This window comes from Burkholderia sp. CpTa8-5, from assembly GCF_017815045.1.
Classification (GTDB): domain Bacteria; phylum Pseudomonadota; class Gammaproteobacteria; order Burkholderiales; family Burkholderiaceae; genus Burkholderia; species Burkholderia sola.
The window spans coordinates 59355-83592 of record NZ_JAGIQD010000008.1; the positions used below are offsets into that span (position 1 = coordinate 59355).

20 protein-coding genes and 2 pseudogenes are annotated in these 24238 nt (G+C 66.9%); 15 read left to right on the forward strand and 7 right to left on the reverse strand.

Going from position 1 to position 24238, the window contains the following annotated elements; all coding sequences use genetic code 11:
• The first annotated feature begins 212 nt into the window (after positions 1-212).
• The 3 genes and pseudogenes from J8I35_RS14665 to J8I35_RS14675 all read left to right on the forward strand — a co-directional run.
• Positions 213-551, forward strand: a complete 339-nt coding sequence (locus J8I35_RS14665) for a SymE family type I addiction module toxin (RefSeq protein ID WP_209925881.1) — start codon at positions 213-215, stop codon at positions 549-551.
• Positions 551-871 (forward strand): XRE family transcriptional regulator, encoded by a 321-nt coding sequence (locus J8I35_RS14670; protein WP_209925883.1) that lies wholly within the window; start codon positions 551-553, stop codon positions 869-871. The genes J8I35_RS14665 and J8I35_RS14670 overlap by 1 nt, the downstream gene beginning before the upstream one ends.
• A gap of 87 nt (positions 872-958) precedes the next feature.
• Positions 959-1117 (forward strand): annotated as a pseudogene (locus J8I35_RS14675) (XRE family transcriptional regulator); the annotation flags it as partial.
• A 360-nt stretch (positions 1118-1477) separates the two neighbouring features.
• Here the strand turns inward: J8I35_RS14675 and J8I35_RS14680 are convergent.
• Positions 1478-2320 carry a peptidyl-prolyl cis-trans isomerase gene (locus J8I35_RS14680; protein ID WP_209925886.1) on the reverse strand — a complete coding sequence of 281 codons (843 nt, stop codon included), beginning with the start codon at positions 2318-2320 and terminating at the stop codon, positions 1478-1480.
• Between the two features lie 1014 nt (positions 2321-3334).
• Between J8I35_RS14680 and J8I35_RS14685 the strand changes: the two are divergent.
• Positions 3335-4225, forward strand: a pseudogene (locus J8I35_RS14685) (hypothetical protein); the annotation flags it as partial.
• Between the two features lie 43 nt (positions 4226-4268).
• Here the strand turns inward: J8I35_RS14685 and leuA are convergent.
• Positions 4269-5978, reverse strand: coding sequence for a 2-isopropylmalate synthase (gene leuA, locus J8I35_RS14690; protein WP_209926099.1), 1710 nt, complete (start codon positions 5976-5978; stop codon positions 4269-4271).
• A gap of 962 nt (positions 5979-6940) precedes the next feature.
• Here leuA and J8I35_RS14695 point away from each other — a divergent pair.
• The 3 genes from J8I35_RS14695 (at position 6941) to J8I35_RS14705 (ending at position 9225) form a co-directional block, all read left to right on the forward strand.
• Positions 6941-7330: a fucose-binding lectin II gene (locus tag J8I35_RS14695; RefSeq protein ID WP_050017095.1), complete on the forward strand. Its 390-nt coding sequence runs from the start codon at positions 6941-6943 to the stop codon at positions 7328-7330.
• 123 nt (positions 7331-7453) lie between these two features.
• A complete protein-coding gene (locus J8I35_RS14700) occupies positions 7454-8275 on the forward strand; it encodes a fucose-binding lectin II (RefSeq protein WP_089489980.1) in 822 nt (273 codons plus the stop codon).
• Between the two features lie 215 nt (positions 8276-8490).
• Entirely contained in the window at positions 8491-9225 is a 735-nt protein-coding gene (locus J8I35_RS14705) for a fucose-binding lectin II (RefSeq protein WP_050017098.1), read from the forward strand.
• A 90-nt stretch (positions 9226-9315) separates the two neighbouring features.
• On the opposite strand, the gene J8I35_RS14710 is transcribed toward J8I35_RS14705, so the two are convergent.
• Complete coding sequence (locus tag J8I35_RS14710; protein WP_209925887.1) at positions 9316-10686, reverse strand: M23 family metallopeptidase; 1371 nt, start codon at positions 10684-10686, stop codon at positions 9316-9318.
• A 277-nt stretch (positions 10687-10963) separates the two neighbouring features.
• On the opposite strand from J8I35_RS14710, the gene J8I35_RS14715 reads away from it, so the two are divergent.
• The 4 genes from J8I35_RS14715 (at position 10964) to dbpA (ending at position 15903) form a co-directional block, all read left to right on the forward strand.
• Positions 10964-11833 (forward strand): mechanosensitive ion channel family protein, encoded by an 870-nt coding sequence (locus tag J8I35_RS14715; RefSeq protein ID WP_209925889.1) that lies wholly within the window; start codon positions 10964-10966, stop codon positions 11831-11833.
• Positions 11834-12363: 530 nt separating this feature from the next.
• Entirely contained in the window at positions 12364-14025 is a 1662-nt protein-coding gene (mqo, locus tag J8I35_RS14720; protein ID WP_209925891.1) for a malate dehydrogenase (quinone), read from the forward strand.
• A gap of 286 nt (positions 14026-14311) precedes the next feature.
• Positions 14312-14509 carry a hypothetical protein gene (locus tag J8I35_RS14725; RefSeq protein WP_006483193.1) on the forward strand — a complete coding sequence of 66 codons (198 nt, stop codon included), beginning with the start codon at positions 14312-14314 and terminating at the stop codon, positions 14507-14509.
• Positions 14506-15903, forward strand: coding sequence for an ATP-dependent RNA helicase DbpA (gene dbpA, locus J8I35_RS14730; protein WP_124556785.1), 1398 nt, complete (start codon positions 14506-14508; stop codon positions 15901-15903). The genes J8I35_RS14725 and dbpA overlap by 4 nt, the downstream gene beginning before the upstream one ends.
• 50 nt (positions 15904-15953) lie before the next feature.
• On the opposite strand, the gene J8I35_RS14735 is transcribed toward dbpA, so the two are convergent.
• A complete protein-coding gene (locus J8I35_RS14735; protein WP_209925892.1) occupies positions 15954-16778 on the reverse strand; it encodes a PhnD/SsuA/transferrin family substrate-binding protein in 825 nt (274 codons plus the stop codon).
• A 242-nt stretch (positions 16779-17020) separates the two neighbouring features.
• On the opposite strand from J8I35_RS14735, the gene J8I35_RS14740 reads away from it, so the two are divergent.
• Both J8I35_RS14740 and J8I35_RS14745 read left to right on the forward strand, forming a co-directional pair.
• Positions 17021-18046: a fatty acid desaturase gene (locus J8I35_RS14740; protein WP_124631454.1), complete on the forward strand. Its 1026-nt coding sequence runs from the start codon at positions 17021-17023 to the stop codon at positions 18044-18046.
• Between the two features lie 175 nt (positions 18047-18221).
• Positions 18222-19424 carry a benzoate/H(+) symporter BenE family transporter gene (locus J8I35_RS14745; protein WP_209925894.1) on the forward strand — a complete coding sequence of 401 codons (1203 nt, stop codon included), beginning with the start codon at positions 18222-18224 and terminating at the stop codon, positions 19422-19424.
• 21 nt (positions 19425-19445) lie between these two features.
• Here J8I35_RS14745 and J8I35_RS14750 read toward each other — a convergent pair whose 3' ends face one another.
• Positions 19446-20333 carry an NAD(P)H-binding protein gene (locus J8I35_RS14750; protein ID WP_209925896.1) on the reverse strand — a complete coding sequence of 296 codons (888 nt, stop codon included), beginning with the start codon at positions 20331-20333 and terminating at the stop codon, positions 19446-19448.
• A gap of 136 nt (positions 20334-20469) precedes the next feature.
• A complete protein-coding gene (locus J8I35_RS14755) occupies positions 20470-21393 on the reverse strand; it encodes an AraC family transcriptional regulator (protein WP_124556790.1) in 924 nt (307 codons plus the stop codon).
• 193 nt (positions 21394-21586) lie between these two features.
• Here J8I35_RS14755 and J8I35_RS14760 point away from each other — a divergent pair, with 193 nt between their 5' ends.
• Positions 21587-21781, forward strand: coding sequence for a hypothetical protein (locus J8I35_RS14760; RefSeq protein ID WP_209925897.1), 195 nt, complete (start codon positions 21587-21589; stop codon positions 21779-21781).
• Between the two features lie 19 nt (positions 21782-21800).
• Here the strand turns inward: J8I35_RS14760 and J8I35_RS14765 are convergent, their stop codons facing one another.
• Positions 21801-22754 carry a LysR family transcriptional regulator gene (locus J8I35_RS14765; protein WP_034203040.1) on the reverse strand — a complete coding sequence of 318 codons (954 nt, stop codon included), beginning with the start codon at positions 22752-22754 and terminating at the stop codon, positions 21801-21803.
• Between the two features lie 100 nt (positions 22755-22854).
• Between J8I35_RS14765 and J8I35_RS14770 the strand changes: the two genes are divergently transcribed.
• Positions 22855-24213 (forward strand): NAD(P)/FAD-dependent oxidoreductase, encoded by a 1359-nt coding sequence (locus tag J8I35_RS14770; RefSeq protein ID WP_124594885.1) that lies wholly within the window; start codon positions 22855-22857, stop codon positions 24211-24213.
• The last annotated feature ends 25 nt before the right edge of the window (positions 24214-24238 follow it).

Below are 24238 nucleotides of genomic sequence, written 5' to 3' on the forward strand. Positions count from 1 at the left end.
AATGTCGATAAAACCGTACAAGACCGATATCAGACCACCGCCAATCTCGGTAGAGTGGTTGCACGTTTTCGCGAGGAAGGTTCGGTCATTTCGACATGCCGATCATGTAACGGAATGGCGATCGAAATCCGCTGCGTAAACGAGCGCGGCCCGCAGGTGAGAACAACACCTGCGGGCCGCTGACCACAACCAACTCAACCAAGGAGTTGACCATGGCTGGCGCGAATCATAACGCACCGACGTATTTCCGCGATTGCTTTTTTCCCCCGCAATCGTCCTTTCAATCCGGACGTCTCGTTCCGCACCTCAGGCTGACCGACATGGCGCCGCCTGTCATGTATCTGTGGACGAAATTGTCCGGCCGCTGGATCGAGGCGGCGGGTTTCGATCCCGGGCAGCGCTTGCGGATCGACGTATCGCACAAGCGGCTGGTGATTACGCCGCTCGACGATGGGGATGGCATCCACGACGAAACGCATGGCTTCCCCGAAGTCGATCCCGTAACGGGACGGCAGCAACGGCAGTTTTCGGTGATGACGGAGGAAGCGTGATGAATGACGAGAATCCGAATCAGTACACCGACGACGTGCCGGCCGATTTCGATTTCTACGATGTCGGTGAACTGGCGGCCAAGTCCGCACTCGTGCTGAAACTGAACGCGCTGATCGCGTCGCTCGGCCTCAGCGATGCCGACAGCTCGGCGCTCGCCGAAATGACCCGCCCGGTGGTCACCCCCGAGCAGCGCGACAGGCTGCGCAATGTCTCACTGGAAACGCTAATGGTGACGCTCGCGTCGCTTGGCCAGCACGTGGACATCGTGGTGCGGCCGGCAGGGAACTCGGGGCCGGCGGGGATCACGGTTTCAGTTTGAGGGCGGGTGAAGTAGACGGAAAAGTGCGTGCGGTGGTCGAATCCGGCCACCGTCGAATGCCCGTCACGGGCGGGCGGGAGAAACTCGATGATTCGCACCGCTCACCTCCAGGGCACCGACAACGTGCTCGTCGACCCCGGTTTTGAAGAGGCGCCAGAACTCACCGCCAAGGCGACGCAGGCACTCAGACTCAACGAATTGATCGATCAGCGCGGTTTAAGCAAGATCGAAGCGGCGACGATCACCGTCGCAATCTCACGCACTTCGCACTCACGGAAAGAAGCGTGTGGCGCCGGAATATCCTCGGCGCTCGCATGAGGCAGCGTTAGGAGTAGCGCTATCAATGAATAGCATGACTGCGACCGGGCCCAGCGGTCGCCGCCGAAGCCGCTCCGGCACCACACCTCGTCAATTTATCGTGAACGAACGTTACAGCCAATCGGACGAGGCTGATTCTGCAGCGCGTCACCGCGCGCAAGCAATCAAGCAGCATGCGTCGGATTCGTGACCGTCCGATCGCGTACCGAAACGATTCCAATGCAACCGAAAAGCGGGCTGCCCGCATGCCTCACCGGACACACTGGCAACCCTTCGCCCATCGTGCACTTACTGCTGAATCGTCGCCTGCTCAGTCAGCTTCTCGACGAGCGCCGCCATGGCGCGCTGATCCGCCTGCGCCTCGAGTTGCTGTCGCAGCACGTGCTTCGCCGCGTCGAACGTCGGCACGACGGTCGCGCGCTTCTGGTCGAGTTTCACGAACGCAAATGCATTGCCGATCCGGATCGGCGCCGCAACGGCACCCGGCTTCAGCGACGTGATCGTCTGCGCGACGGGGACCGGCACACCGCCCGTATTCCCTTCGGCCACCGGCGTATGCAGATCGACCCACTCCGCGATACCGCCGTTCGGTGTCGTGTTGTACTTCTTCGCGAGCGCGTCAAACGCGGTGCCCTTCTTCAGCTCCGCGATCACTTCGTTCGCCTGCGCCGGGCTACCCACGGCAATCACTTCCGCGCGGTACTGGAACGGCGCGGCGCTCGCGACGATCTGGTCGTAGCGCGCCTTCACCTGCGCGTCGGTCACCGGCTGCGGGCGGGCCATCTCGTGCAGATACAGATCCGACGACGCGATCGTGCGGGCCCGCATCACGACCTTGTTCACTTCGGGGCGGCTGCCGTAGTTGGCCTTGTCGGCGGCCTGCTCGACCAGTTTCTGGATGATCAGGTTCTGCCTGACCTGCGCACGCAGCTCGGGCGTGTCTGGCTGACCGGATGTTCTGATCGCGTCGTCGACGTCGATACGCGGAATCGGCACGTTGTTCACGACCGCCTCGACGCCCGGCGGCAACGCCGAATCGGGTTTCGGGCCGGCGGCGCGCGCAGCAGGCATGCCGCCGGCACACGCGAGTGCGATCAGGGTGGAGACGATGGAAAGGTGATGCTTTTTCATGAAGTGCCCCTCATTGACGTGTGGAAAAGCCGCACGCAATGGCGGCCAGGGAAAGCGGCGTTGTTGCCGCATGCGACCGAGCGTGTCGGTGCGGGCATGACCGTGCGCGTGGGGATGCGCAGCGGCATGTCGGGAATGCGAACCGGCCATGCCGGGCTGCGCAACGGGAGGACGAGGCGCCGCCGGTCGACGCGCGTGCGTGGTTACACGAGGCCGGCAATCGCTCCGTGGACAGGCGTGAATGCCCTGCGCTCGCATGAGGCAGCGTTCTCCCAACCTGCGACCCAAATGGTGCAGATACGGCCGAGCCCACCGGCCGCCGCAAGGCATTCACGTGTGTCTGCCGGCGCGCATCGCGCAAACCGGCGCGGTCGCGGCGCGCTTTCGCCGGGAAAAAGACGCTGCCCGGCAACCGGGCAGCGCGACGAACGAAGCCACGCTTCGGATACGAGGTATCGGGCTCATACCATGCGCTTGCCCGACCTGCGCATTGTCGAAGAACGCACCGCGGCCGCACAATCAGCCTGGTCCTATTTCGCATGATTTCCGCAGCCATTCGGGCCCATGACGTCGGCCTTTCGCCAGACGGCTTGCGTCGCGCATCGTCAGTACTCCCTGTCGGATGAAGGCCGAGCGATATCGGCCGGAACGCTTCGTATTAGATGCACGTACGCCATCGATCTCCATCGGACGGGTCTGACATTGCTCACGCAACGCGCGTGAAGCGGTCCGAGTCGCTCGCACGCCGCCGGCAATACCTTCCGCAGCGCCCCACTCGCCGCCTCGGACGATCTCGCCACGAACGATGCACGGTTTTAGGACTGGTCCGATTCAGTTGTCGAGATCGCGTGCATAAAGTGGAGTCCGTCAAGACGTCGGCGTGCCGCGCCAAGCGCAACGGTGCCCACGACGTCAGCCGGTCATGCACTTCGCGATGCGAAGGTTCGACGGCTTCCCAGAATGACGATGCAACCGGCCGCGCCACGCACGACCGGCTTTCCCGAGCGATTTCACATGCAGATCACGACACACGGCGCGACGACGCCAGCCGACACCCCGCGACGCCCGCTCGATTCCGACGACGAGGCGTCGGACGTATCCATCGCTGGCGAAGCCGCGCCCGGGACGCTCGACGACGCCGTCGCCGCCACCACGCAGACGCTGATCGAGCGCGGCGATTCCACGCGTGCCGCGGAGCTCGCTGTGCTGCACTGGCAGCGGCACCCCGCTTCGCCAGCCGCGGCTTTCAATGGCGGTTACGCACTGCAGATGGCCGGCCGCCACGCCGAAGCGATCGTGCCGTACCGCCGTGCGCTCGCACTCGCCCCCGCGTGGCCGTCGCTGAAGAACAATCTCGCGCTGGCGATCCGGCTGTCGGGCGGCGATCCCGACGTCGAATACGCACTCGTCGAAGGCGCGCTCGATGACGATCCGCACGACGCACGTGCGTGGACGAACGCGGTTATCACGCGGTTGAACCGGTTCGACTTGGACGGCGCGCAGCGGGCGGCCACGCGTGCGGTCACGCTTGCGCCCGACAGCGCGCTCGCGGCAAACAATGCGGTAACGGTGCTCAAGGAAGCGCAGCGCTGGAACGAAGCCGAGCCGTACGCACTGCACGCGTGCGCACTCGATCCGCACGATCCGCAATACCGTCACAACCTGTCGCTGCTGCGGCTTGCGCGCGGCGATTTCGCGGCCGGTTGGGCCGACTACGAAGCGCGCTGAGGGGCGGGGGAATTGCGCGGCACGCTGCCCGCGTTCGCGCGTCCGCGCTGGCGCGGCGAATCGCTCGAAGGCAAGACGCTGCTCGTCTGGGGTGAACAGGGCCTCGGCGACGTGCTGCAGTTCTCGCGCTACGTGCCGCTGCTTGCCGAGCGGGTGCTCCGCGCAGGCGGCCGCATCGCAATGCAACCCGGGCAGCGCAAGCCGCCCGGGTTCGAATCGCTTACGCGACCGCCTGCACCGCCTGCCGCCCCGCAAAGAAGGTGGCCTGCACAGCCTCGTCCGCACGCGCATACGCGCGGTTCACGCCGCTGATCACCGCACGAATCGACGCGGTCGTCAGGTTCGCATCGACGCCGACACCGAACGCACTGCCGCGCACACCGGTGCCGGCCAGCTCGGCGATCGCGATCGCCTTCGCATCGGCGCCCTGCGACAGCGCGCGTTCCTCGTAATGCTGGATCCGCAGCGGCGTGTGCAGCGCATGCATCAGCGCGTCGAGCGGGCCGTTGCCCTCGCCGCGCAGCACGCGGCGCTCGCCGTGCACGTCCGCGGTCAGCACGATCGTCTCGCGGCCGTCGCGTTCGGTCAGCTCATGGCCGACATAGCGCAGCGGCGTATCGCTTTCGACGTATTCCTGCTGGAACAGCGACCAGATCTGCGCGCTCGTCACTTCGTGCCCGCTGTCGTCGGTCAGGCGCTGCACGGCCGCGCTGAAATCGACCTGCATGCGGCGCGGCAGCGCGACGCCGTAGCCCTGTTCGAGCAGGTACGCGATACCGCCCTTGCCCGACTGGCTGTTCACGCGAATGATCGAATCGTACGTGCGACCGAGATCGCTCGGATCGATCGGCAGGTACGGCATTTCCCATACGGCGTCGGCGCGCTGGACCGCGAAGCCCTTCTTGATCGCGTCCTGGTGCGAACCGGAGAACGCGGTGAACACGAGATCGCCGACATACGGATGGCGCGGGTGGATCGGCAACTGCGTGCATTCCTCGGCCGTGCGCGCGACTTCGTTGATCCGCGAGAAATCGAGGCCCGGATCGACGCCCTGCGTGTACAGGTTCAGCGCGAGCGTCACGAGGTCGACGTTGCCCGTGCGTTCGCCGTTGCCGAACAGACAGCCCTCGATCCGGTCGGCGCCCGCCATCACCGCGAGCTCGGCCGCCGCGACCGCGGTGCCGCGGTCGTTGTGCGGGTGGACGGACAGGATCAGCGAATCGCGGCGCGCGAGATTCCGGTGCATCCATTCGATCTGGTCCGCATAGTAATTCGGTGTGCCGATTTCCACCGTGGCCGGCAGGTTCACGATCGACTTGCGCTCGGGCGTCGGCTGCCACACGTCGAACACCGCGTCGCAGACTTCCTTCGCGAAATCGAGTTCGGTCGCCGTGAACGTTTCCGGGCTGTACTGCAGCGTGAATTGCGTGTCGGTCGCCGCATCGGCGCAGCGCTTGATCGTGCGCGCCGCGTTCACCGCCAGTTGCTTCACGCCGTCGCGATCGAGGCCGAACACGATCTTGCGGAATTCCGGCGCGGTCGCGTTGTACAGGTGCACGATCGCGCGCTTCGCACCGCGCAGCGATGCGAAGGTGCGCTCGATCAGGTCGTCGCGCGCCTGGGTCAGCACTTCGATCGTCACGTCGTCGGGAATGTGACCGCCCTCGATCAGCTCGCGGACGAAGTTGAAATCGGTTTCGGACGCGGACGGGAATGCGACCTCGATCTCCTTGAAGCCGATCGCGACCAGCGTCTTGAACATCCGCATCTTGCGCGCGGCGTCCATCGGTTCGAACAGCGCCTGGTTGCCGTCGCGCAGGTCGGTGCTCATCCAGATCGGCGCCTGCGTGATCGTGCGCGACGGCCACGTGCGGTCGGGCAGGTTGACGGGCGTGAACGGTCGGTATTTCGTCGCGGGGTTCTTCAGCATCATGATGTCGGTCCTCGGTCTGTTTGTCGGTGAAGCGCGGCGCGGCAGCCATCGGCGTCAGGAGCCAGCGACGCACGCAGCGGAAAAAACGGCAAGAAAGCGGCACAACGGCAAAGCGGTACGGCAAACGACGGCCTTGACGGTTGAGCGACCGGGACGGAGCGGAGTGATGACGGAAAAAAGACGAACTCAGGCGCCGGTCGACAACCGGGGCCAGGTCGGTGATGCGGGGAAAATCTGGCGCTTCAGGAACGAAGCAGATAGAAAGCGCGCAGCCGCAGACCCAGCCCGGAGAAGCGGGCTAGTAGTCGTAGCGAGAAGAGGAACTGGGCGGCGTGCATGGCCGGCATCAAATCACAGGGTGACCACGGCTGTCAACCGGGGACGGCTGCACCTTCCGTCCCGCCCGATCCCGCGATACGCGCGTTGACGCAGAATCAGTCCCGTCCGATAGCCGACGGCGTCCGTCGTCGATATGCTTCACGGGTGCGGCGCCGGTGAGGCCCTATTCATGTTCGGAGTGAGTCGGTCCATCCTCTTCGCCGGTCGCCGCACACCCCTCCCTTGCGATCGGGCTTCGGCGCGGGCGTTCGACGGTGGCCGGTGGGCGCGGCCACGACCGAGATGTCGATGTTGAAACGAAACGCTGCCATATGCGAACGCCGAGCGTCTGCTCCGAAGTCCGATTGCGCCCCCCTCTCTCGCTTCGCGTTGCGCGCTCGCGCATCATTCAGGAAATCGATACACGCATCGATATAGTTCATCGAATATATCGAAATCCCCGTCATTAATCACATTTCAGTAAATCGATTAGCGCCGCCTTTCGATTTAATGAACAATAACCATTCTCTCCAGAATATTTTTTTATTTATTTTTCGCCATGCTCTGTGCATCGCGTTTCAAACGGCAAACGTTTGCGCGACAAGGCTCGCGCCTTATCCAATACCTAACAGGAGGCAAGCATGGCCGACTCTCAAACGTCATCCAATCGCGCCGGCGAGTTTTCGATTCCGCCGAATACCGATTTCCGCGCGATTTTCTTCGCGAATGCAGCCGAGCAACAGCACATCAAGCTGTTTATCGGCGACAGCCAGGAACCCGCCGCGTATCACAAGCTGACGACGCGCGACGGCCCGCGCGAAGCCACGCTGAATTCCGGCAACGGCAAGATCCGTTTCGAAGTGTCGGTGAACGGCAAGAAGTCGGCGACCGACGCGCGCCTCGCGCCGATCAACGGCAAGAAATCGGACGGCTCGCCGTTCACGGTCAACTTCGGGATCGTCGTGTCGGAAGACGGCCACGACAGCGACTACAACGACGGAATCGTCGTGCTCCAGTGGCCGATCGGCTGACCTGACGCGCGATCGATGGTCGCCCGCTGCCGGCCGCTTCCATGGCGGCCGGCGGGTTTGCGCCGGGTTCCGCGGACCCTCGCGCCCCATCCAGAACAAACCGCCTCATCACCGGAGACATCCATGCCGCTTCTTTCCGCTTCGATCGTCAGCGCGCCCGTCGCGACGTCGGAAAGTTACGTCGACATCCCGGGCCTGTATATCGACATCGCGAAGGCCGGGATTCGCGACGGGAAACTGCAGGTCACCCTCAACGTGCCGACGCCTTACGCGACCGGCAACAACTTCCCCGGCATCTATTTCGCGATCGCGACCGACAAGGGCGTCGTCGCGGACGGCTGCTTCACCTATTCGTCGAAGGTGCCCGAAAGCACCGGGCGCATGCCGTTCACGCTCGTCGCGACGATCGACGTCGGCAGCGGCGTCACGTTCGTGAAGGGCCAGTGGAAAAGCGTGCGCGGCAGCGCGATGCATATCGATTCGTACGCGAGCCTGTCCGCGATCGGGGAAACGGCCGCGCAGTCGTCGTCGCAAGGCGGCGGCAATCAGGGCGGCGAAACCGGTGGCGGCGGATCGGGCAACATCGGCGGCGGCGGCGAACGCGACGGCACGTTCAACCTCCCGCCGAACATCAAGTTCGGCGTCACCGCGCTCACCAACGCGGCGAACGACCAGACGATCGACATCTACATCGACGACGACCCGAAACCCGCGGCGACGTTCAAGGGCGCCGGCGTGCAGGACCAGAACCTCGGCACGAAGGTGCTCGACTCCGGCAAGGGCCGCGTGCGCGTGATCGTGATGGCGAACGGCAAGCCGTCGCGCCTGGGCTCGCGGCAGGTCGACATTTTCAAGAAGTCGTACTTCGGGATCGTCGGCTCGGAAGACGGTGCCGACGACGACTACAACGACGGCATCGTGTTCCTGAACTGGCCGCTCGGCTGAGCGGCTGAGCGGCTGAGCGGCTGAGCGGCTGAGCGGCTGAGCGGCTGAGCGGCGGCGGTCGCGAAACATCGCAACGGCGACCGGCCCGCCCTGCATTGCGAATCGTTCGAGCAGTCATTTGCAGTCCCACGTTCCACGCTCGGCGCCGCGCGCGGCCCGGTGCAATCCGTTCACCGGCCGCGCGGCGCGAGACTTTCCATCAACACGAGGACGACATGTCACAACCCTTTACCCACGACGATCTGTACGCACTGCTGCAACTCGCGGGCAACGACGCCACCGCCGTGCAGGCCAGCGGCGATCAGGCCGTGCTCGACCGGATGCGTCAGTTCATGACCACGCAGCTCGTCGAGAAACTGCCGCAGTACGACGTATTCGTCGATATCGCGACGATCCCGTACAGCTTCGACGTCGGCAGCTGGCAGAACAAGGTGAAAACCGATGCGGCCGGGCAGGTCGTCGCGTGCACGGTGACGTGGGCCGGCGCGCCGGGCGTGTTGCCCGGCGCCGCGGCGAAGTTCGGCGTCGGCGCGGTGGTCAATTACTTCTCGAAAGCGACGCCGCAACCCGTGCAGCCGGAGCCCGTGCCGACCGGCGGCGGCGAACGCGACGGCGTCTTCAACCTGCCGCCGAACATCGCGTTCGGCGTGACCGCGCTGGTCAATTCGTCCGCGCAGCAGACGATCGAGGTCTTCGTCGACGACAACCCGAAACCGGCCGCGACGTTCCAGGGCGCCGGCACGCAGGACGCGAACCTGAACACGCAGATCGTGAACTCGGGCAAGGGGAAGGTTCGCGTGGTCGTGACGGCGAACGGCAAGCCGTCGAAGATCGGCTCGCGTCAGGTCGATATCTTCAAGAAGACCTACTTCGGGCTGGTCGGCTCGGAAGATGGCGGCGACGGCGACTACAACGACGGCATCGCGATCCTGAACTGGCCGCTGGGTTGAACCGCAGGAGCCTGACGGTCGTCGCCACGCCGCCCGGCGTGGCGATTGGCCGGTGTGCCTCGGCCCTCTGCAAGCGCAGCCCCGCACCGATCACCCCGCCTGCGGCGCGACAGCCGTCGACATCGCCACGGGCTGCGCGAACGCGGCCGACGCCAATTGAGTGCGCGCGTCACGCGCCACGCGGTTGAACGCCACGCGCTGCGCGCCCTTCAGTTTCGCCGCCTTGGCTGCATGCACGAGTTCGATTGGATCGACGAGGCGGGCATGCCGGCGAACCTCGAAGTGCAGATGCGGGCCGGTCGCCGTGCCCGTGCTGCCGACCGCGCCGACGCGTTGACCGCGCACGACGCGCGCGCCGGTGCGCAGCGTCGGCTCGAACGCCGACAGGTGCGCGTAGTACGACGCATAGCCGCCGTCATGCCCAATCACCACGTACTTGCCGTAGCCGTTCGGCTCGGTGCCGATGAACGTCACGACGCCGCGCTCCGACGCATGCACGGCGCGGCCTGCGGGCGCCGCGAGATCGACGCCCGAATGCACGTGACGCGCCCCGCTCACCGGATGCACGCGCGTGCCGAATTGCGAGCTGATGCGCGTCGCGGCGACCGGCATCGCGAAGCGCGTGCCGGCAAGCGGCATGCCGTCGAGTTCGTAATAGGCGCCCGGCGAGCCGGCCTGCGGCGCGAACCACACGGCCGCGACGCGCTGCCCACGAAAGCGGACGTCGAGCGCCGTCACGCGTGCGCGGCCCGGCCGCACTGCGTCGTGGTCGGGCTCGAATGCCACGCGGAACGTATCGCCATGCGCGCCGCGCTGCTTCGGATCGACGCGCCCGGCCAGCATGCGGACGATCTGCTCGGCGACGCCGGCCGGCAGATCGGCGCGCGCCAGCGACGCGCGCAGGCTGCCGACGATCGCGCCGGCGCGCGTGCCGCGATCCGGCTGCGCGAGCGTGAACGGCTCGGCGGATGCCAGATCGACCGCGCCTCGCGCGAACGCCGGCTGCGCGCCCGTCGCGGGCAGCGCCGAGGCCAGACCGTAATCGAAGCGCGATGCATAGCCGCGCTCGACCGCATCGCGCGCGGTCTCGCACAGCACGCGATACGCGACGCAGGCGCCGAAGCGCGCCACCGGATCGCCGCGCCCGGCGCCGGTCGACACGTTCAACGCGGGCGACACGTATGCGACGTCGAGCGGCGCGGACGATGCATGCAGGCCGCCCCACGTCGTACGCGCGGCATTGAAGAAAGGCACGTCGTCAAGGTCGGTGGTTTCCGCCGTCGCGGGCGCGAGCTGCGCGGCGTCGTGAAACGCCTGCGCTGCCGCGCCCTGTGCGCCGGCCACGCAGGCCGCCGCGACGATGCCGCGCAGTAACGCGCGGCCCATCGGGAAACGGTGAACGCCGCGCGGCGCGGGTTGACCTTGCTCGCGTGCGACACGGAAACGCAGGTCTGACCGCATGACGTCGTCACTCGCTATTCAATGAAAATCGGGAAAAAACCGGGCATCGCAGAGGAACGATCGTCGCGATCCGGCTACTCGAAAGCGAGTGTATCGGCGTGGTCGAAACGGCTAAATAGGACTTGTCTTATTTTCTTGAAAAGCTGCTTAATACTCGTACTAAATCGACGCAACCGGTCGCCGCGCATCGCGCGAAGCCCGCGCCGCCGTGTACAGTCGAGGGCTGCCGGCGCGCGACACGCGCCGCGCACTGTGTGTTCAAAACCGGAATCCCGTCATGTTTCTCGATCATCTTCATCCGGAACGCTGGACGTTCCTGTGGAACGCGTTGTCCACCCTCTCCATCAAGCTGTCCGCCGGCCTGGCGCTGCTCGTAGCAGGCTGGTGGCTGTCGAAGCGCGTCGGCAACTGGCTGAACCGGCTGCTCTCGAACAAGGAGCGCGTCGACGACACGCTGCGGCCGATCCTATGCGACGTCGCGGTGTGGGGCATCCGCATCGTCGCGATCGTCGGCGCGCTGTCGCAGCTCGGCATCGAAACCGCGAGCATCGTCGCGGTGCTCGGCGCGGCCGGCCTCGCCATCGGGCTCGCGCTGCAAGGCACGATGCAGAACATCGCGGCCGGCATCATGCTTCTGCTGCTGCGGCCGTTCAAGGTCGGCGACTACATCGACGGCGGCTCGGGCGTCGCGGGCACCGTCGACGAGGTCGGGCTCTTCATGACGCGCCTCACGAAGCCGGACGGTATCTGCGAATACGTGCCGAACAGCGCGCTGTGGGGCAGCGCGATCCGCAACTACACGCGCAACCCGACGCGCCGCCTCGATCTCGAAGTGGAAGTGTCCGTGCATGACGATATCGAGCGCGCGCTCGAAGCGCTGCGTGCGCTGGCCGCGGCCGATCCCGACGTGCTGGAGGACCCCGCGCCGGACGTGATGGTGATGCGCTTCGACGACAGCACGGCCGTCGCGAACATGCGCGTGTGGACGCATACCGACACGTTCTGGGCGCTGCGCTGGCGCCTCGCGCGTCAAGTCCGCAAGACGCTCGCCGATGCGGACTGCGCGCTGCCGATCCGCACGCGGGAATTGCATATCGTGCACGATGCGGAGCGCCGCACAGACGATGCGCGCGTGCGCGTTTCGTAAGGACCCGATGAAACGTTACTCTCCCGCCGCGTCGTTTGCCGCCGCGATGGCCTGCGTATTCGTCCCGGTGTAGCAGCATGTCCATCACACCCATTCCGCCCTGCTGATCCGCATCGATTTTCCCGCGTCGCGCACCGTCATTCCGGAAACCCGGACGCACAAAAAACCCCACGAAAACAGGGATATTCGTCGTCTGCGACACATTGTCCGAGTTCGGTTATATTACGCGCCCCTTGCCACCCCGCCCCCGCAAAACGCGTCGCGCGCGGCCTCGTTCAACGCAGCCTGAAGCGCCGTCCGCTCAGGCTTGCCGCCAGAGCCCCGGCGCGTGGCACACCGTCGCGACGCAGGCGCTTGCCTGCTCTCGGGAAGCCGATCCGAAGGTGTCCTTCCGAATGGCTTCGCGTGCGCAAATGCAACGGCGCGCAGCGCCGGTCCGGAATTCCGGATTCGCGATCCGGATCTCCGGACCCGTGTTTCGGCGCAACGGAACCGCACGCCGGGCGGCATGGCAAACCGATGCATCCAAGTTGAAAAAGGGATCTGCTGTGATCAAAACGTTACGGGTAATACTGTCGGCGCTCGCGCTGTGCATCGCGACAACGTCCGCGCACGCCGCCGATACGAAGAAGGTCGACGTCCTGCTGGTGGGCGGCGGCATCATGAGCTCGACGCTCGGCGTCTGGCTGCACGAACTCCAGCCCGACTGGTCGATGACCATGGTCGAGCGCCTCGACGGCGTCGCGCTGGAAAGCTCGAACGGCTGGAACAACGCCGGCACCGGCCATTCGGCGCTCGCCGAGCTGAACTACACGCCGGAGAAGGCGGACGGCAAGGTCGACATCTCGAAGGCGATCGAGATCAACGAATCGTTCCAGATCTCGCGTCAGTTCTGGGCCTGGCAGGTGAAGCAAGGCGTGCTGAAGAACCCGCACTCGTTCATCAACTCGACGCCGCACATGAGCTTCGTGTGGGGCGACGACAACGTCCGCTTCCTGAAGAAGCGCTACGAAGCACTGCAGGCGAGCCCGCTGTTCCGCGGGATGCAGTATTCGGAAGACTACGACCAGATCAAGCAATGGGTGCCGCTGATGATGGAAGGTCGCGACCGCAGCCAGAAGGTGGCCGCGACGTGGACGCCGATCGGCACCGACGTGAACTTCGGCGAGATCACGCGCCAGTTCGTCGGCTACCTGAAGACGCAGCCGAACTTCACGCTGTCGCTGTCGAGCGAAGTGCGCGAGATCTCGCGCAACGCCGACGGCACGTGGCACGTGTCGTGGGTCAAGCTGCATTCCGACGAACCGGCGCAGTCGGTCGACGCGAAGTTCGTGTTCATCGGCGCGGGCGGCGGTGCGCTGCATCTGCTGCAGGCGTCGGGCATCCCCGAAGCGAAGGACTACGGCGCGTTCCCGGTCGGCGGCTCGTTCCTCGTGACCGACAACCCCGAAGTCGTGAAGCAGCACCTCGCGAAGGCCTACGGCAAGGCGTCGGTCGGCTCGCCGCCGATGTCGGTGCCGCACCTCGACACGCGAATTATCGACGGCAAGAAGATCATCCTGTTCGGGCCGTTCGCGACGTTCTCGACCAAGTTCCTGAAGAACGGCTCGTACTTCGACCTCGCGAAGAGCACCAACCTGCACAACGTCGCGCCGATGATGCGCGTGGGCGTCGACGAATTCCCGCTGGTGCAGTACCTCGCCGGCCAGCTGATGCTGACCGACGACGACCGCTTCAACGCGCTGAAGGAATACTTCCCGAACGCGAAGAAGGAAGACTGGCGCCTGTGGCAGGCCGGCCAGCGCGTGCAGATCATCAAGCGCGACCCGGTCAAGGGTGGCGTGCTGAAGCTCGGCACCGAGATCGTCGCATCGCAGGACGGCAGCATCGCGGGCCTGCTCGGCGCGTCGCCGGGTGCGTCGACAGCCGCGCCGATCATGCTGAACCTGATGAAGAAGGTGTTCAAGGACAAGGTCGCGACGCCCGAGTGGCAGCAGAAGATTCGCCAGATCGTGCCGAGCTACGGCACCAAGCTGAACGACAGCCCGGCGAAGGTCGTCGAGGAATGGACGTACACGAGCGACGTGCTGCAACTGTCGCCGCCGCCGAAGATCGACCTCGGCGCGCCGTCGCAGGCCACCGGCGCCGCACCGGCCCGCCCGGCGAAGGCGTCGGCCGACATGGCGCTGTAACGCGCCCGACGCCGCGCAACACCGCGCGCGGCACCCGCGGCACCGTTATGCCGCCCGACACGGCCGCCCTCCGGGGCGGCCGTTTTTCCTGGTGCGCGCCGGGCGGAGGCACCGGCTTCCGCTAGAATTGCGGCACGCGCGACCGCGTCGCCGCCCGATCCATCACCCGCATCGACACAACCCGAGCCACCGCCGGTGCGGCCCGCGCCCGAGCCGCGCGAGCGCCGCCCGCCGTGGCCGCGCCCGCCCGGGCGCGCCATCAACCGAATTCAGCTGGAGAAAGACCGTGTTTACCTGCCGAAACCAGAGCTGCGGCACGCAGTGGGAACAGTCCGACGTCGTCATCAAGGACGAAGGCCAGGGGCTGCTGTTCCGCTGCCCGCTATGTGGCGCCCGCAACTATCTCGAACGTTTCGAGGACGACGAAGGCAACGTCGTCTACGAGCAGATGGAAGGCCGCCCCTACCTCGGAGACCTGTCTTGACCCAACCGACCGCCACGCCGTTCAGCGCGCTGCCGCTGACGCCCGCCACGCTCGCGAACCTCGCGCAGCTCGGCTATGTCGACATGACGCCGATCCAGGCCGCGAGCCTGCCGATCGCGCTGGCCGGCCAGGACCTGATCGCGCAGGCGAAGACGGGCAGCGGCAAGACCGCGGCGTTCTCGCTCGCGCTGCTCGCGCGCCTCGACGTGCGCAGCTTCGACGTGCAGGCGATGATCCTGTGCCCGACGCGCGAGCTCGCCGACCAGGTCGCGCAGGAAGTGCGCCGCCTCGCACGCGCCGAGGAGAACGTGAAGGTGCTGACGCTGTGCGGCGGCACGCCGATGCGCCCGCAGGCGCAAAGCCTCGAGCACGGCGCGCATATCGTCGTCGGCACGCCGGGCCGCATCATGGATCACCTCGATCGCGGCAACCTGAAGCTCGACGCGCTGAACACGCTGGTGCTCGACGAAGCCGACCGGATGCTCGACATGGGCTTCTTCGACGACATCGCGAAGGTCGCGCGGATGTGCCCGACGACGCGCCAGACGCTGCTGTTCTCCGCGACCTATCCGGACGGCATCGCGAAGCTGAGCCAGCAGTTCCTGCGCAATCCGAAGGAAATCAAGCTCGCGGAACGCCACGACGACAGCAAGATCCGCCAGCGCTTTTATGAAGTGACCGAGGACGAGCGGCTGCATGCGGTCGGCCAGTTGCTGAATCACTACCGGCCGGTGAGCACGATCGCGTTCTGCAACACCAAGCAGCAGTGCCGCGACCTGCTCGACGTGCTGCACGCGCAGGGCTTCCACGCGCTCGCGCTGCACGGCGAGCTCGACCAGCGCGAGCGCGACCAGGTGCTGATCCAGTTCGCGAACCGCAGTTGCTCGGTGCTGGTGGCGACCGACGTCGCGGCGCGCGGGCTCGACATCGCGCAGCTCGAGGCGGTGATCAACGTCGACGTGACGCCCGACCCGGAAGTGCACGTGCACCGCATCGGCCGCACGGGCCGCGCGGATCAGGACGGCTGGGCGCTGAGCCTCGCGAGCATGGACGAGATGGGCCGCGTCGGCGCGATCGAACAGGCGCAGAAGCGCGAGGTCGAATGGCATCCGCTCGCCGAGCTGAAGCCGGCGGACGACAGCGTGCTGCTGCCGCCGATGGAAACGCTGCAGATCCTCGGCGGGCGCAAGGACAAGATCCGCCCGGGCGACGTGCTCGGCGCGCTGACCGGCGACGCCGGGTTCGACGGCAAACAGATCGGCAAGATCAACGTGACCGAGTTCTCGACCTATGTCGCGATCGAGCGCGGCGTCGCACGCGACGCGCTGCGCAAGCTCAATGCGGGCAAGATCAAGGGCAAGCGAGTCAAGGTCCGGTTGATGGACGAAGAGTAAGCGGCGCGCGGCGCGGGCGGTCGCGGCACCGTCGCGCGCCGCCCCGTGCGTCACCTGAGTTCGGGATAGCCGTGTGCGGCGGCTGCCTGCGCGAACCGCGCAATCGTGTCGTAGTCGGCCGGCGCCAGCCGGTCGAACCCCTTCAGCCTCAGCACGCGCGCCCGCTCCGCATCCGCGGCGACCGCGCGATCGAGCCCCTCCTGCAACGCGCCCACCTGCGTGTCCGTCAACGCCCGCGATGCGACGAACGGCAAGCCCGGCGCGGATGCCGTCGCGCCGATGATCCGGATGTCCTTCAGCAGATCGGGCAACGCGTCGCGCACATACGCGAACGTCACGCAATCGATCGCCGCGCAATCGGCTTCTCCCGACGCCAGCGCACGCAGCACGTTCAGGTGCGACCCGAACGGCGTGACCGAGCCGAAGAACCGTCCATCGTGCGCATGCGGCGCGACCGCGTGCCGGAAGGCGTTCATCCCGCTGTGCGAATCCTCGCCGTTGAACGCGGCCCGCAAGCCGCGGCACGCGGCGAGCGTCGTCGCGCCGCCCGCATGCACGCGCGCCGACACGACCAGCACGCTGCTGTAGCGCGCACCATCGCAACCCTCCGCGTCGAAAACGGGGGTTGCAACCAATCGCACGACGTCGCGCAAGCCGAACATCCGGTACGGGTAGCCGCAGGTCTGCGACAGCAGCAGATCGTCGCGCCGCCACAGCGCCTGCAGGTCGTCGAACGGCGCGTCGGGCAGCATGACGTCGGCAGGCCCGCCCGCGTTCACGAACGCATCGAGCGCATCGCGCAGCAGCGCGCGCCACAGCACGGCGTGGCGCGGCGTCACGTTGTACATCGGCAGGACTGCGATCCAGGGTTTCATGCGGGGATTTTACGCGTCGGCGGCGGCCCGGATGCTTATCGGCCGCAACGCGATAAGCAAATGCGAATCGATTGGTTGGCGTAGCCGCGCCGCCTCGGTACCGTTCGAATGCCTGCCGGCGCGCCGTCGTGCGCGATGCCGAGCGGGCCGACCGTGATCCGCGAGACACCAGCGCACCCGGGCCAAGCGCCCCGGTTCCATCGCTCGTTCCCCGCACTGCCCGCTCCACCTGCCTCAACGCCATGGCCGAATACTTCGACGTCGACCACGCGCGCGCGATCGCCGCGCTCGACGCCCGCTTCACCGCCCGCACCGAGTGGCCGACCTGGCTGCTGGTCGTGGTCATCTACGGCGGCTGGCTCGCCGTGCTGCTGCTCGTGCGCGAAGGACACCTGTCGCTCGCCGCCGCGACGCCGCCGCTGATCCTGCTCGGCGCGTGGCACCTGTCGCTGCAGCACGAGCTGCTGCACGGCCATCCGACGCGTTCCGCCTTCGTGAACAAGCTGCTCGGCTATCCGCCGCTGACGGTCTGGTATCCGTACACGCTGTATCGCGACACGCACCTCGAGCATCACCGCGACGAAGACCTGACCGTGCCGGGCATCGATCCCGAAACGAACTATGTGACACGTGAACGCTGGGCGCGGCTGCCGCGCTGGCGCCGGGCGCTGACGGTCGCGCGCAAGACTTTCATCGGACGCATCGTCGTCGGGCCGCCGCTCGCCATCGCGGCGACGTTCCGCGATGCGTTCGCCGCGTTCCGGCGAGGCGACTTTCGTTATCTGCCGATGTGGTTGACTCACGTTGCCTGCGTGGCCGCGCTGCTCGCGTGGCTGCAATGGGCGATCGGCGTGCCGTGGTGGTACTACCTGCTGGCCGTCACGTGGCCCGCGCTGTCGCTCGCGATGATCCGTTCGCTGTACGAGCATCGCGCCGCGCCGCATCCGAAGGCGCGCATCGCGATCAACGAAGCCGGCTTCGCGATGCGACTGCTGTACCTGAACAACAACTATCACCTCGTCCATCACGACCTGCCGAAGCTGCCGTGGTACGACCTGCCGCGCGCATACCGGATGCGACGCGACGCGTATGCGCGGAAATGCGGCGGCTTCGTGATCCGCGGCGGGTATCGCGCGCTGCTCGCGCGCCATGCGTGGACGCCGACCGATCCGCCCGTGCATCCGTTCGACGAGGGTACGGCATCGCTGTCGACGGGCAGCGGGATCAAGGTGGCGGTGGTCGACAGGGTGTTGCAGATCAGTACGTAATGTCAGAAGTTTCCGCATTTCGGCACCCATCCTTACGAAAAGCCGACACCGCCGATCGTCGTCCGCGAATTGCCAATTGCGTCGGCAATGCGCAGAATGGCGGCTCATCCGGGGCTTCCGACCATCATTCGTCCCGGCTCCGCCGCACGGCCGCGCGCCGCCTTCCCCGACGACGATGCAACCCAACACCCCACCCGGCGCGATCCGCGCGCTCGGCAACGACTGGTCCGTTTCCGCGATCACCGCAGGCTTCCTCGCGGTCCTGATTTCGTACGCGGGCCCGCTCGCGATCCTCTTCCAGGCTTCGCAGGCCGCGCATGCGTCCAACGACATGGTGTCGTCGTGGGTCTGGGCGATCTCGATCGGCGCCGGCGTGTCGGGTCTGTTCGCGAGCTGGAAGCTGAAGGTGCCCGTCGTCACCGCGTGGTCGGCGCCGGGCACTGCGCTGCTCGTCGGCCTGCTTCCGCAACTGACGCTCAACCAGGCCGTCGGCGCTTACATCACGGCCGCGCTGATCATTCTCGCGATCGGCGTGTCCGGTTATTTCGACCGGCTCGTGCGCCACATCCCGCGCGGCATCGCGTGCGGCATGATGGCCGGCATCCTGCTGCCGTTCGGCATGCATGCGTTCTCCGCCGCGACCGCGCAGCCGGTGCTCGGTTTCGGGATGATCGCGGCGTACGTGATCTTCAAGCAGCTGCTGCCGCGCTACAGCATCGTGCTCGTGCTGCTGACGGGCGCCGCGCTCGCGACACTGCTCGGGATGACGGATCTCGGCAACGTGTCGCCGAGCCTCGCACGGCCGATCTTCACCACGCCCGAATGGACGCTCGGCACGACGCTCAGCCTCGCGCTGCCGCTCGTCGTCGTCAGCCTCACCGGACAGTTCCTGCCGGGGATGACGATTTTGCGCGTGTCCGGCTATCACACGCCGGCGCGCCCGATCATCACGGCGACCAGCGTGATGTCGCTGGTGGTCGCGTGCTTCGGCGGAATCACGATCGTCGTCGCGGCGATCACCGCGGCGCTCTGCACCGGCAAGGACGCGCACGAGGATCCCGCGCGGCGGTACGTCGCCGGGCTCGCGAACGGCGCGTTCTACCTGATCGGCGGGCTCTTCGCGGGCACGATCGTCACGCTGTTCTTCGCGCTGCCGAAGGCGTTCGTCGCGATTCTGGCGGGGCTCGCACTGATCGGTGCGATCGGCGCGAACGTGCATGGGATCTTCGAGGATGAGAACCACCGCGAAGCGTCGGTGATCACGTTCCTCGCGACCGCGTCGGGGATGACGTGGCTCGGGCTCGGGTCGGCGTTCTGGGGGATCGTGATCGGGTCGGTGGCGTATGGGGTGTTGAACAAGATGCGCAGGCCCGCGTGATGCGCGCCGCGCCCCCTTCACTCAACGCGCATGCTTGCGCACCAGTTGCGCAAGCGCTTCCTCCAGCGTCGCCGTCCCGTACACCCGCTCCGACACGTCGGCCTCGACATCGATCCGCCCGGCGTTGTGCACGTCGTACAGATCGACGATCAGCTGTGCATGACGCTCGCTGAGCCCTGCGCGCAGCAGTGTCGCGTTCCACGTGTCGCGCGGCAGCTCGCGCGCGACGATCGCGCGGCCCGCCGCCGCGCCCAACGTATTCGCAATCGCGGTCACGCTCACGCGACGCGGCCCTTCGACGCTGACGATGCGCGGCGCGCTCCCGCCTTCCGGTGCATCGAGCAGCAGCCGTGCCGCGACGACGCCCACATCGGGCGCCCAGACCGTCGGAAATACCTTGTCGACCGGATGGTGAAGGCTCGGCAGCACGCCGGTGGCGAGCGCGACCGGCAGCACGCGCGCCCAGTTCTGCAGATGCTCGGCCGAGCGCAGCAGCGTAAGTTGGGTGGGGATCGTCTTCAGCCGCTCCTCGAAGTCATGGAACAGACGCGTGATACCCGTATTGCCTTCAAGCTCCGCGCCGTAGTCCGACAATGCGAGCAACGCCGGCGGCGGGTTCGCGGCGAGCGCGGCGGTCGCTGCATCGATCGCCCGTGTCATCGTCGCGGCCGGATCGAGATCGGCGGCCGGCACCGGGCACAGCATCTGCACGGCCTGCGCGCCGTCGATCGCCGCGGCGATCGCATTCGCGTCCGTCAGGTCCGCGATCGCGACTTCGCAGCCAAGCTGCACGAAACGTTCGCTATGGCGTGCGTCGCGCAGCACCGCGCGCACGGAATGGCCTGCGTTGCGCAAGGTCGTCACGGTCGACAGGCCGACGTTGCCGGATACTCCGAAGATCACGAACACGATTCGCTCCTGGGGGATGAAAGTGCTGTGATTGTCGGCAGGCGCGACCGGAAAGGCGCGCACGGAGGGATGAATCGAGCAGGAAAGGATGACGGGATGCGAGCGCGGGTACGGCCCGCGCGTCCGTCCGCGCGCGCTAGCGACGTGGAGGCTTCGTGCCATCCTCGCCGTCATAGGCAAGCCGCAACCCGCCCCGCGCACCCGACCGCGCGATCTCCGTCGGCGTTGCGCCGAGCACGCGGTTCATCCAGTTCGCCATGTGGCTCTGATGCGCAAACCCGGCTTCCAGCGCGATCTGGCTGATGCTGAGCCGGCCTTCGAGCAGCAGCGCCTTCGCGCGCTCCACCCGGCGCCGCACGACGTACTGGTGCACGGGCATCCCGAGCGTTTCGCGGAACAGCACCTTGAAATGCGGCACGCTGATCGACACGAGCGCCGCGAGTTCGGCCAGCGTCATGCGCCGGTCGAGATTCGCCTCGACATAGTCGATCACGCGCGCCGCGGCCTTCGGCGCCAGCGTGCGCCGGCGTTCGCGAAACGCCGGCTGGCCGTCGACCAGCCGCGCGACGAGCGCCGTGCACAGGCTTTCCGCGTAGAGCGGATCGGACGCGTCTTCCGCTTCGAGTTCCGCGGCCATCGCCCACGCGATGTGCTGCAGCCGCGGGTCGCGCACCTGCAGCCGCCGGCGGATCTGCGCGTGCGACGGCTTCAGTTCGAGCTGTTCGACGGTGCGCCGCACGAAGGTGTCGCTGAGCGCGATGTGCAGGATCCGGCAGTCGGCGCTGTCGGTCCACTGGCCGGGCAGGCCGGCCGGAATCACGTCGACGTCGCCGTGCGCCTGGATGCGCGACACGCGCTCGCCGTCGCACACGCAATCCGCGCGCACCGGCGCGCCGATATGCACGCCGATCCGGTGATGCTCGGCCGCCGGAATCCGGTACGTGCCCGCGCGAATTTCCAGCAGCGACGCGCCGAAGCCGCGCCAGCCGAGCCCGCGGCTGGAGCGCAGGCTGACGGGGACGCCGTTGTCCGTCGGCGCGGCAAGAATCGGATCGCTCATTGATGGTCTCCACCAGATCAGGTGCCGAACGCGCATTGTGACGCGTTTCGGGCCGGCGTGCCGGCCCTGCGCGGCCGCCGCCGAATCGAGCAGAAAAAGATCATCCGTTTCTGCTCGGGACGATCCTTGCGTGCGCGCCGGCGGGCGCCGCGAAGCCTACGATCGCCTCATCCGACACCTACGGAGCCCCGTCATGCCCCATTACTGCCCGCTACGCGCGACGTTCATCGCGCCCTCGCCTTCCGCCGCTCGCGCTCCATCCGGCCCCGACTCCCGCAACCGCCGCACCGCCGTCGCCGCGTGGTGCCTGCGTGTCGTCGGCTGGTACCGGCTCGAACGGCTGCTCGCGTCGATTCCCGACAGCAACGACGACTTCGGGCTCGTCTGACCGGCCGCCCGACACCCGCTTATTTGCGCCGCCGCTCGTGCGACGCCACCGTCGCGCCGTCGATCACCGGCGCGCCCTGCTTGATCAGGAAGTCGCGGAACAACCCCGTCACTTGCGAGATCCGCCGGTCGGCGAGCGTGACCACATACCATTCGCGCTCGATCGGGTTGCCGGGAAACGGCAGTTGCCCGAGCAGCCCCGTGCGCAGTTCGAGCGCACACGCGTGCAACGACAGGAAGGCGACGCCGAGGCCCGCTTCGGCCATCTGCTTGATTGCCTCGTTGCTGGACAGTTCGGATCCGACATGAAAGCGATAGCCCGCGTTCTTGAACAGGCTCTCGACGGTCGAGCGCGTACCCGCGCCGCGTTCGCGCACGAGCAGGTGCGCGGATTCGAGATCCTTCAGCGCGACGCGCTTGCGCTGCATCAGCGGATGGCCGGGCGCCGCGACGAACACCATCGGGTGCTTCGCGAACTCGACCGCGTGCGTGCGCAACTCCTTCGGCGCGCTGCCCATCACCGCGAGATCGATTTCATGCGTCGCCAGCATACGGATGATGTCGTCGCGGTTGCCGACCTTGAAATACGTCTTCACGTGCGGACGCGTCGCGGTGAATTTGACGAGCAGCGGCGGGATCAGGTATTCGGCCGTCGTGATCGCGCCGATCCGCAGCGTGCCGCCGAGATCGCCGGTCAGCGCGGCCACTTCGTCGCCGGCCTCGCTCCACAGGTGCAGGATCTCGCGCGCGTAGCGCGCCACGATCTCGCCGGCGGCGGTCAGTTGCACGCCGCGTCCCACCCGCTGCAACAACGCGGCGCCCACGGCCTCTTCGAGCAGGCGAACCTGCAGCGACACGGCCGGCTGCGTCAGGTTCAGCTCCTCGGCCGCGCGCGACACGCTGCCGAGCCGCGCGATCATGTCCAGCGCCTTCAACTGCCGGAACGTTGCGGTCTTTCCTATAAGTGAATACATATGAGTCGCTTATAAACATTAAATTGTTCGACTGGGTACGAAACTATATCGTCGGTTCTTGAGCAATGTCATCCGAATCGTCATTCAGCGGGAGCCCAACATGGACAACACCACGCCCACCCTTGCAATGGACCGCGCACCGCGCCTGCCGCACATCGTGATCGTCGGCGGCGGCGCCGGCGGCCTGCAGCTCGCGACGCGTCTCGGCGATACGATCGGACGCCGCGGGCAGGCCGAGATCGTGCTCGTCGACCGCTATCCGACGCACTTCTGGAAGCCGCTGCTGCACGAAGCCGCATCGGGCCATCGCGATCCGGCGTCCCACACGATCGAATACGCAGCGCAGGCGAAGCGCCACGGCTTCCGCTTCGTGCAGGGCGCGCTGCAGTGGGTCGACCGCGCGGCGCGCACGGCGACGATCGCGGCCGTGCACGATGCGGACGGCACGGAAATCCTGCCGCAGCGCTCGCTGGACTATGACGATCTCGTGCTGGCGGTCGGCAGCGTGACGAACTTCTTCAATGTGCCGGGCGCCGAGCGCCATGCGCTGCCCCTCGAAAACCTCGACCAGGCCGAGGATTTCCGCCGCAAGTTCCTTGCCGCCTGCACGAAGGCGAATCACGTCGCCGAGCAGCAGCCCGCGCGGCGCGCGGCGCCGATCTGCATCAACGTGATCGGCGCGGGCGCGACGGGCGTCGAACTGGCCGCAGCGCTGCGGCACGCGATCCAGCAATTGACGACGTACCGCTTCAAGGCGCTGGTGTCCGCGCGCGACGTGCACATCCGGCTGATCGAAGGCGGCCCGCGCATCCTGCCGGCGCTCGACGAACGGCTGTCCGGCAAGATGCACGCGCAACTGCGCGCGCTGAACGTCGACGTGCTGACCGACACGCGCGTGGCGGAAGTCGGCGCGGACGCCGTGACGACGGCGACCGGCGAACGCCTCGCGAGCGACATCACGATCTGGGCGGCCGGCGTCGCGGGCCCCGCGATGCTGCGAAACATCGGCGACATCGCGCTCAACCGGTCGAATCAGGTGATCGTGACCGACACGCTGCAGACGCCCGACGATCCGCACGTGTACGCGTTCGGCGACTGCGCCGCGTGCCCGTCGACCGGTGCAAGCGGGTGCCTGCCGCCGCGTGCGCAAGTCGCGCACCAGCAGGCCGTGTATCTGGTCAACGCGCTCGCGCGCCGCATCGCCGGCAAGCCGGTGGCCGGCTTCACGTTCCACGACGCGGGCACCGTCGTGTCGCTCGGGCAGGCGGGCGCCGTGTACCAGGCGGACATCGGCGTGCGCTCGCGCTCGCTGATCGTCGACGGGCTCGCGGCGATCGGGCTGTACAAGTTCCTGTATCGCAAGCACCTGTTCAGCGTGGTCGGCGCGAAGCGCGCGCTGTTCCAGTCGCTGAGCCACTGGCTGCAAAGCCGTAACCAGCCGTCGATCAAGCTGCACTGATCGCACCTGTTCGCGCACGGCATCG

Coding starts and splice junctions, on each gene's coding strand:
- J8I35_RS14665 (WP_209925881.1), top strand. CDS start 213: ATGGCTGGCGCGAATCATAACGCACCGACGTATTTCCGCGATTGCTTT.
- J8I35_RS14670 (WP_209925883.1), top strand. CDS start 551: ATGAATGACGAGAATCCGAATCAGTACACCGACGACGTGCCGGCCGAT.
- J8I35_RS14680 (WP_209925886.1), bottom strand. CDS start 2,320: ATGAAAAAGCATCACCTTTCCATCGTCTCCACCCTGATCGCACTCGCG.
- leuA (WP_209926099.1), bottom strand. CDS start 5,978: ATGCTGAAGAACCCCGCGACGAAATACCGACCGTTCACGCCCGTCAAC.
- J8I35_RS14695 (WP_050017095.1), top strand. CDS start 6,941: ATGGCCGACTCTCAAACGTCATCCAATCGCGCCGGCGAGTTTTCGATT.
- J8I35_RS14700 (WP_089489980.1), top strand. CDS start 7,454: ATGCCGCTTCTTTCCGCTTCGATCGTCAGCGCGCCCGTCGCGACGTCG.
- J8I35_RS14705 (WP_050017098.1), top strand. CDS start 8,491: ATGTCACAACCCTTTACCCACGACGATCTGTACGCACTGCTGCAACTC.
- J8I35_RS14710 (WP_209925887.1), bottom strand. CDS start 10,686: ATGCGGTCAGACCTGCGTTTCCGTGTCGCACGCGAGCAAGGTCAACCC.
- J8I35_RS14715 (WP_209925889.1), top strand. CDS start 10,964: ATGTTTCTCGATCATCTTCATCCGGAACGCTGGACGTTCCTGTGGAAC.
- J8I35_RS14735 (WP_209925892.1), bottom strand. CDS start 16,778: ATGAAACCCTGGATCGCAGTCCTGCCGATGTACAACGTGACGCCGCGC.
- J8I35_RS14740 (WP_124631454.1), top strand. CDS start 17,021: ATGGCCGAATACTTCGACGTCGACCACGCGCGCGCGATCGCCGCGCTC.
- J8I35_RS14745 (WP_209925894.1), top strand. CDS start 18,222: ATGCAACCCAACACCCCACCCGGCGCGATCCGCGCGCTCGGCAACGAC.
- J8I35_RS14755 (WP_124556790.1), bottom strand. CDS start 21,393: ATGAGCGATCCGATTCTTGCCGCGCCGACGGACAACGGCGTCCCCGTC.
- J8I35_RS14760 (WP_209925897.1), top strand. CDS start 21,587: ATGCCCCATTACTGCCCGCTACGCGCGACGTTCATCGCGCCCTCGCCT.
- J8I35_RS14765 (WP_034203040.1), bottom strand. CDS start 22,754: ATGTATTCACTTATAGGAAAGACCGCAACGTTCCGGCAGTTGAAGGCG.
- J8I35_RS14770 (WP_124594885.1), top strand. CDS start 22,855: ATGGACAACACCACGCCCACCCTTGCAATGGACCGCGCACCGCGCCTG.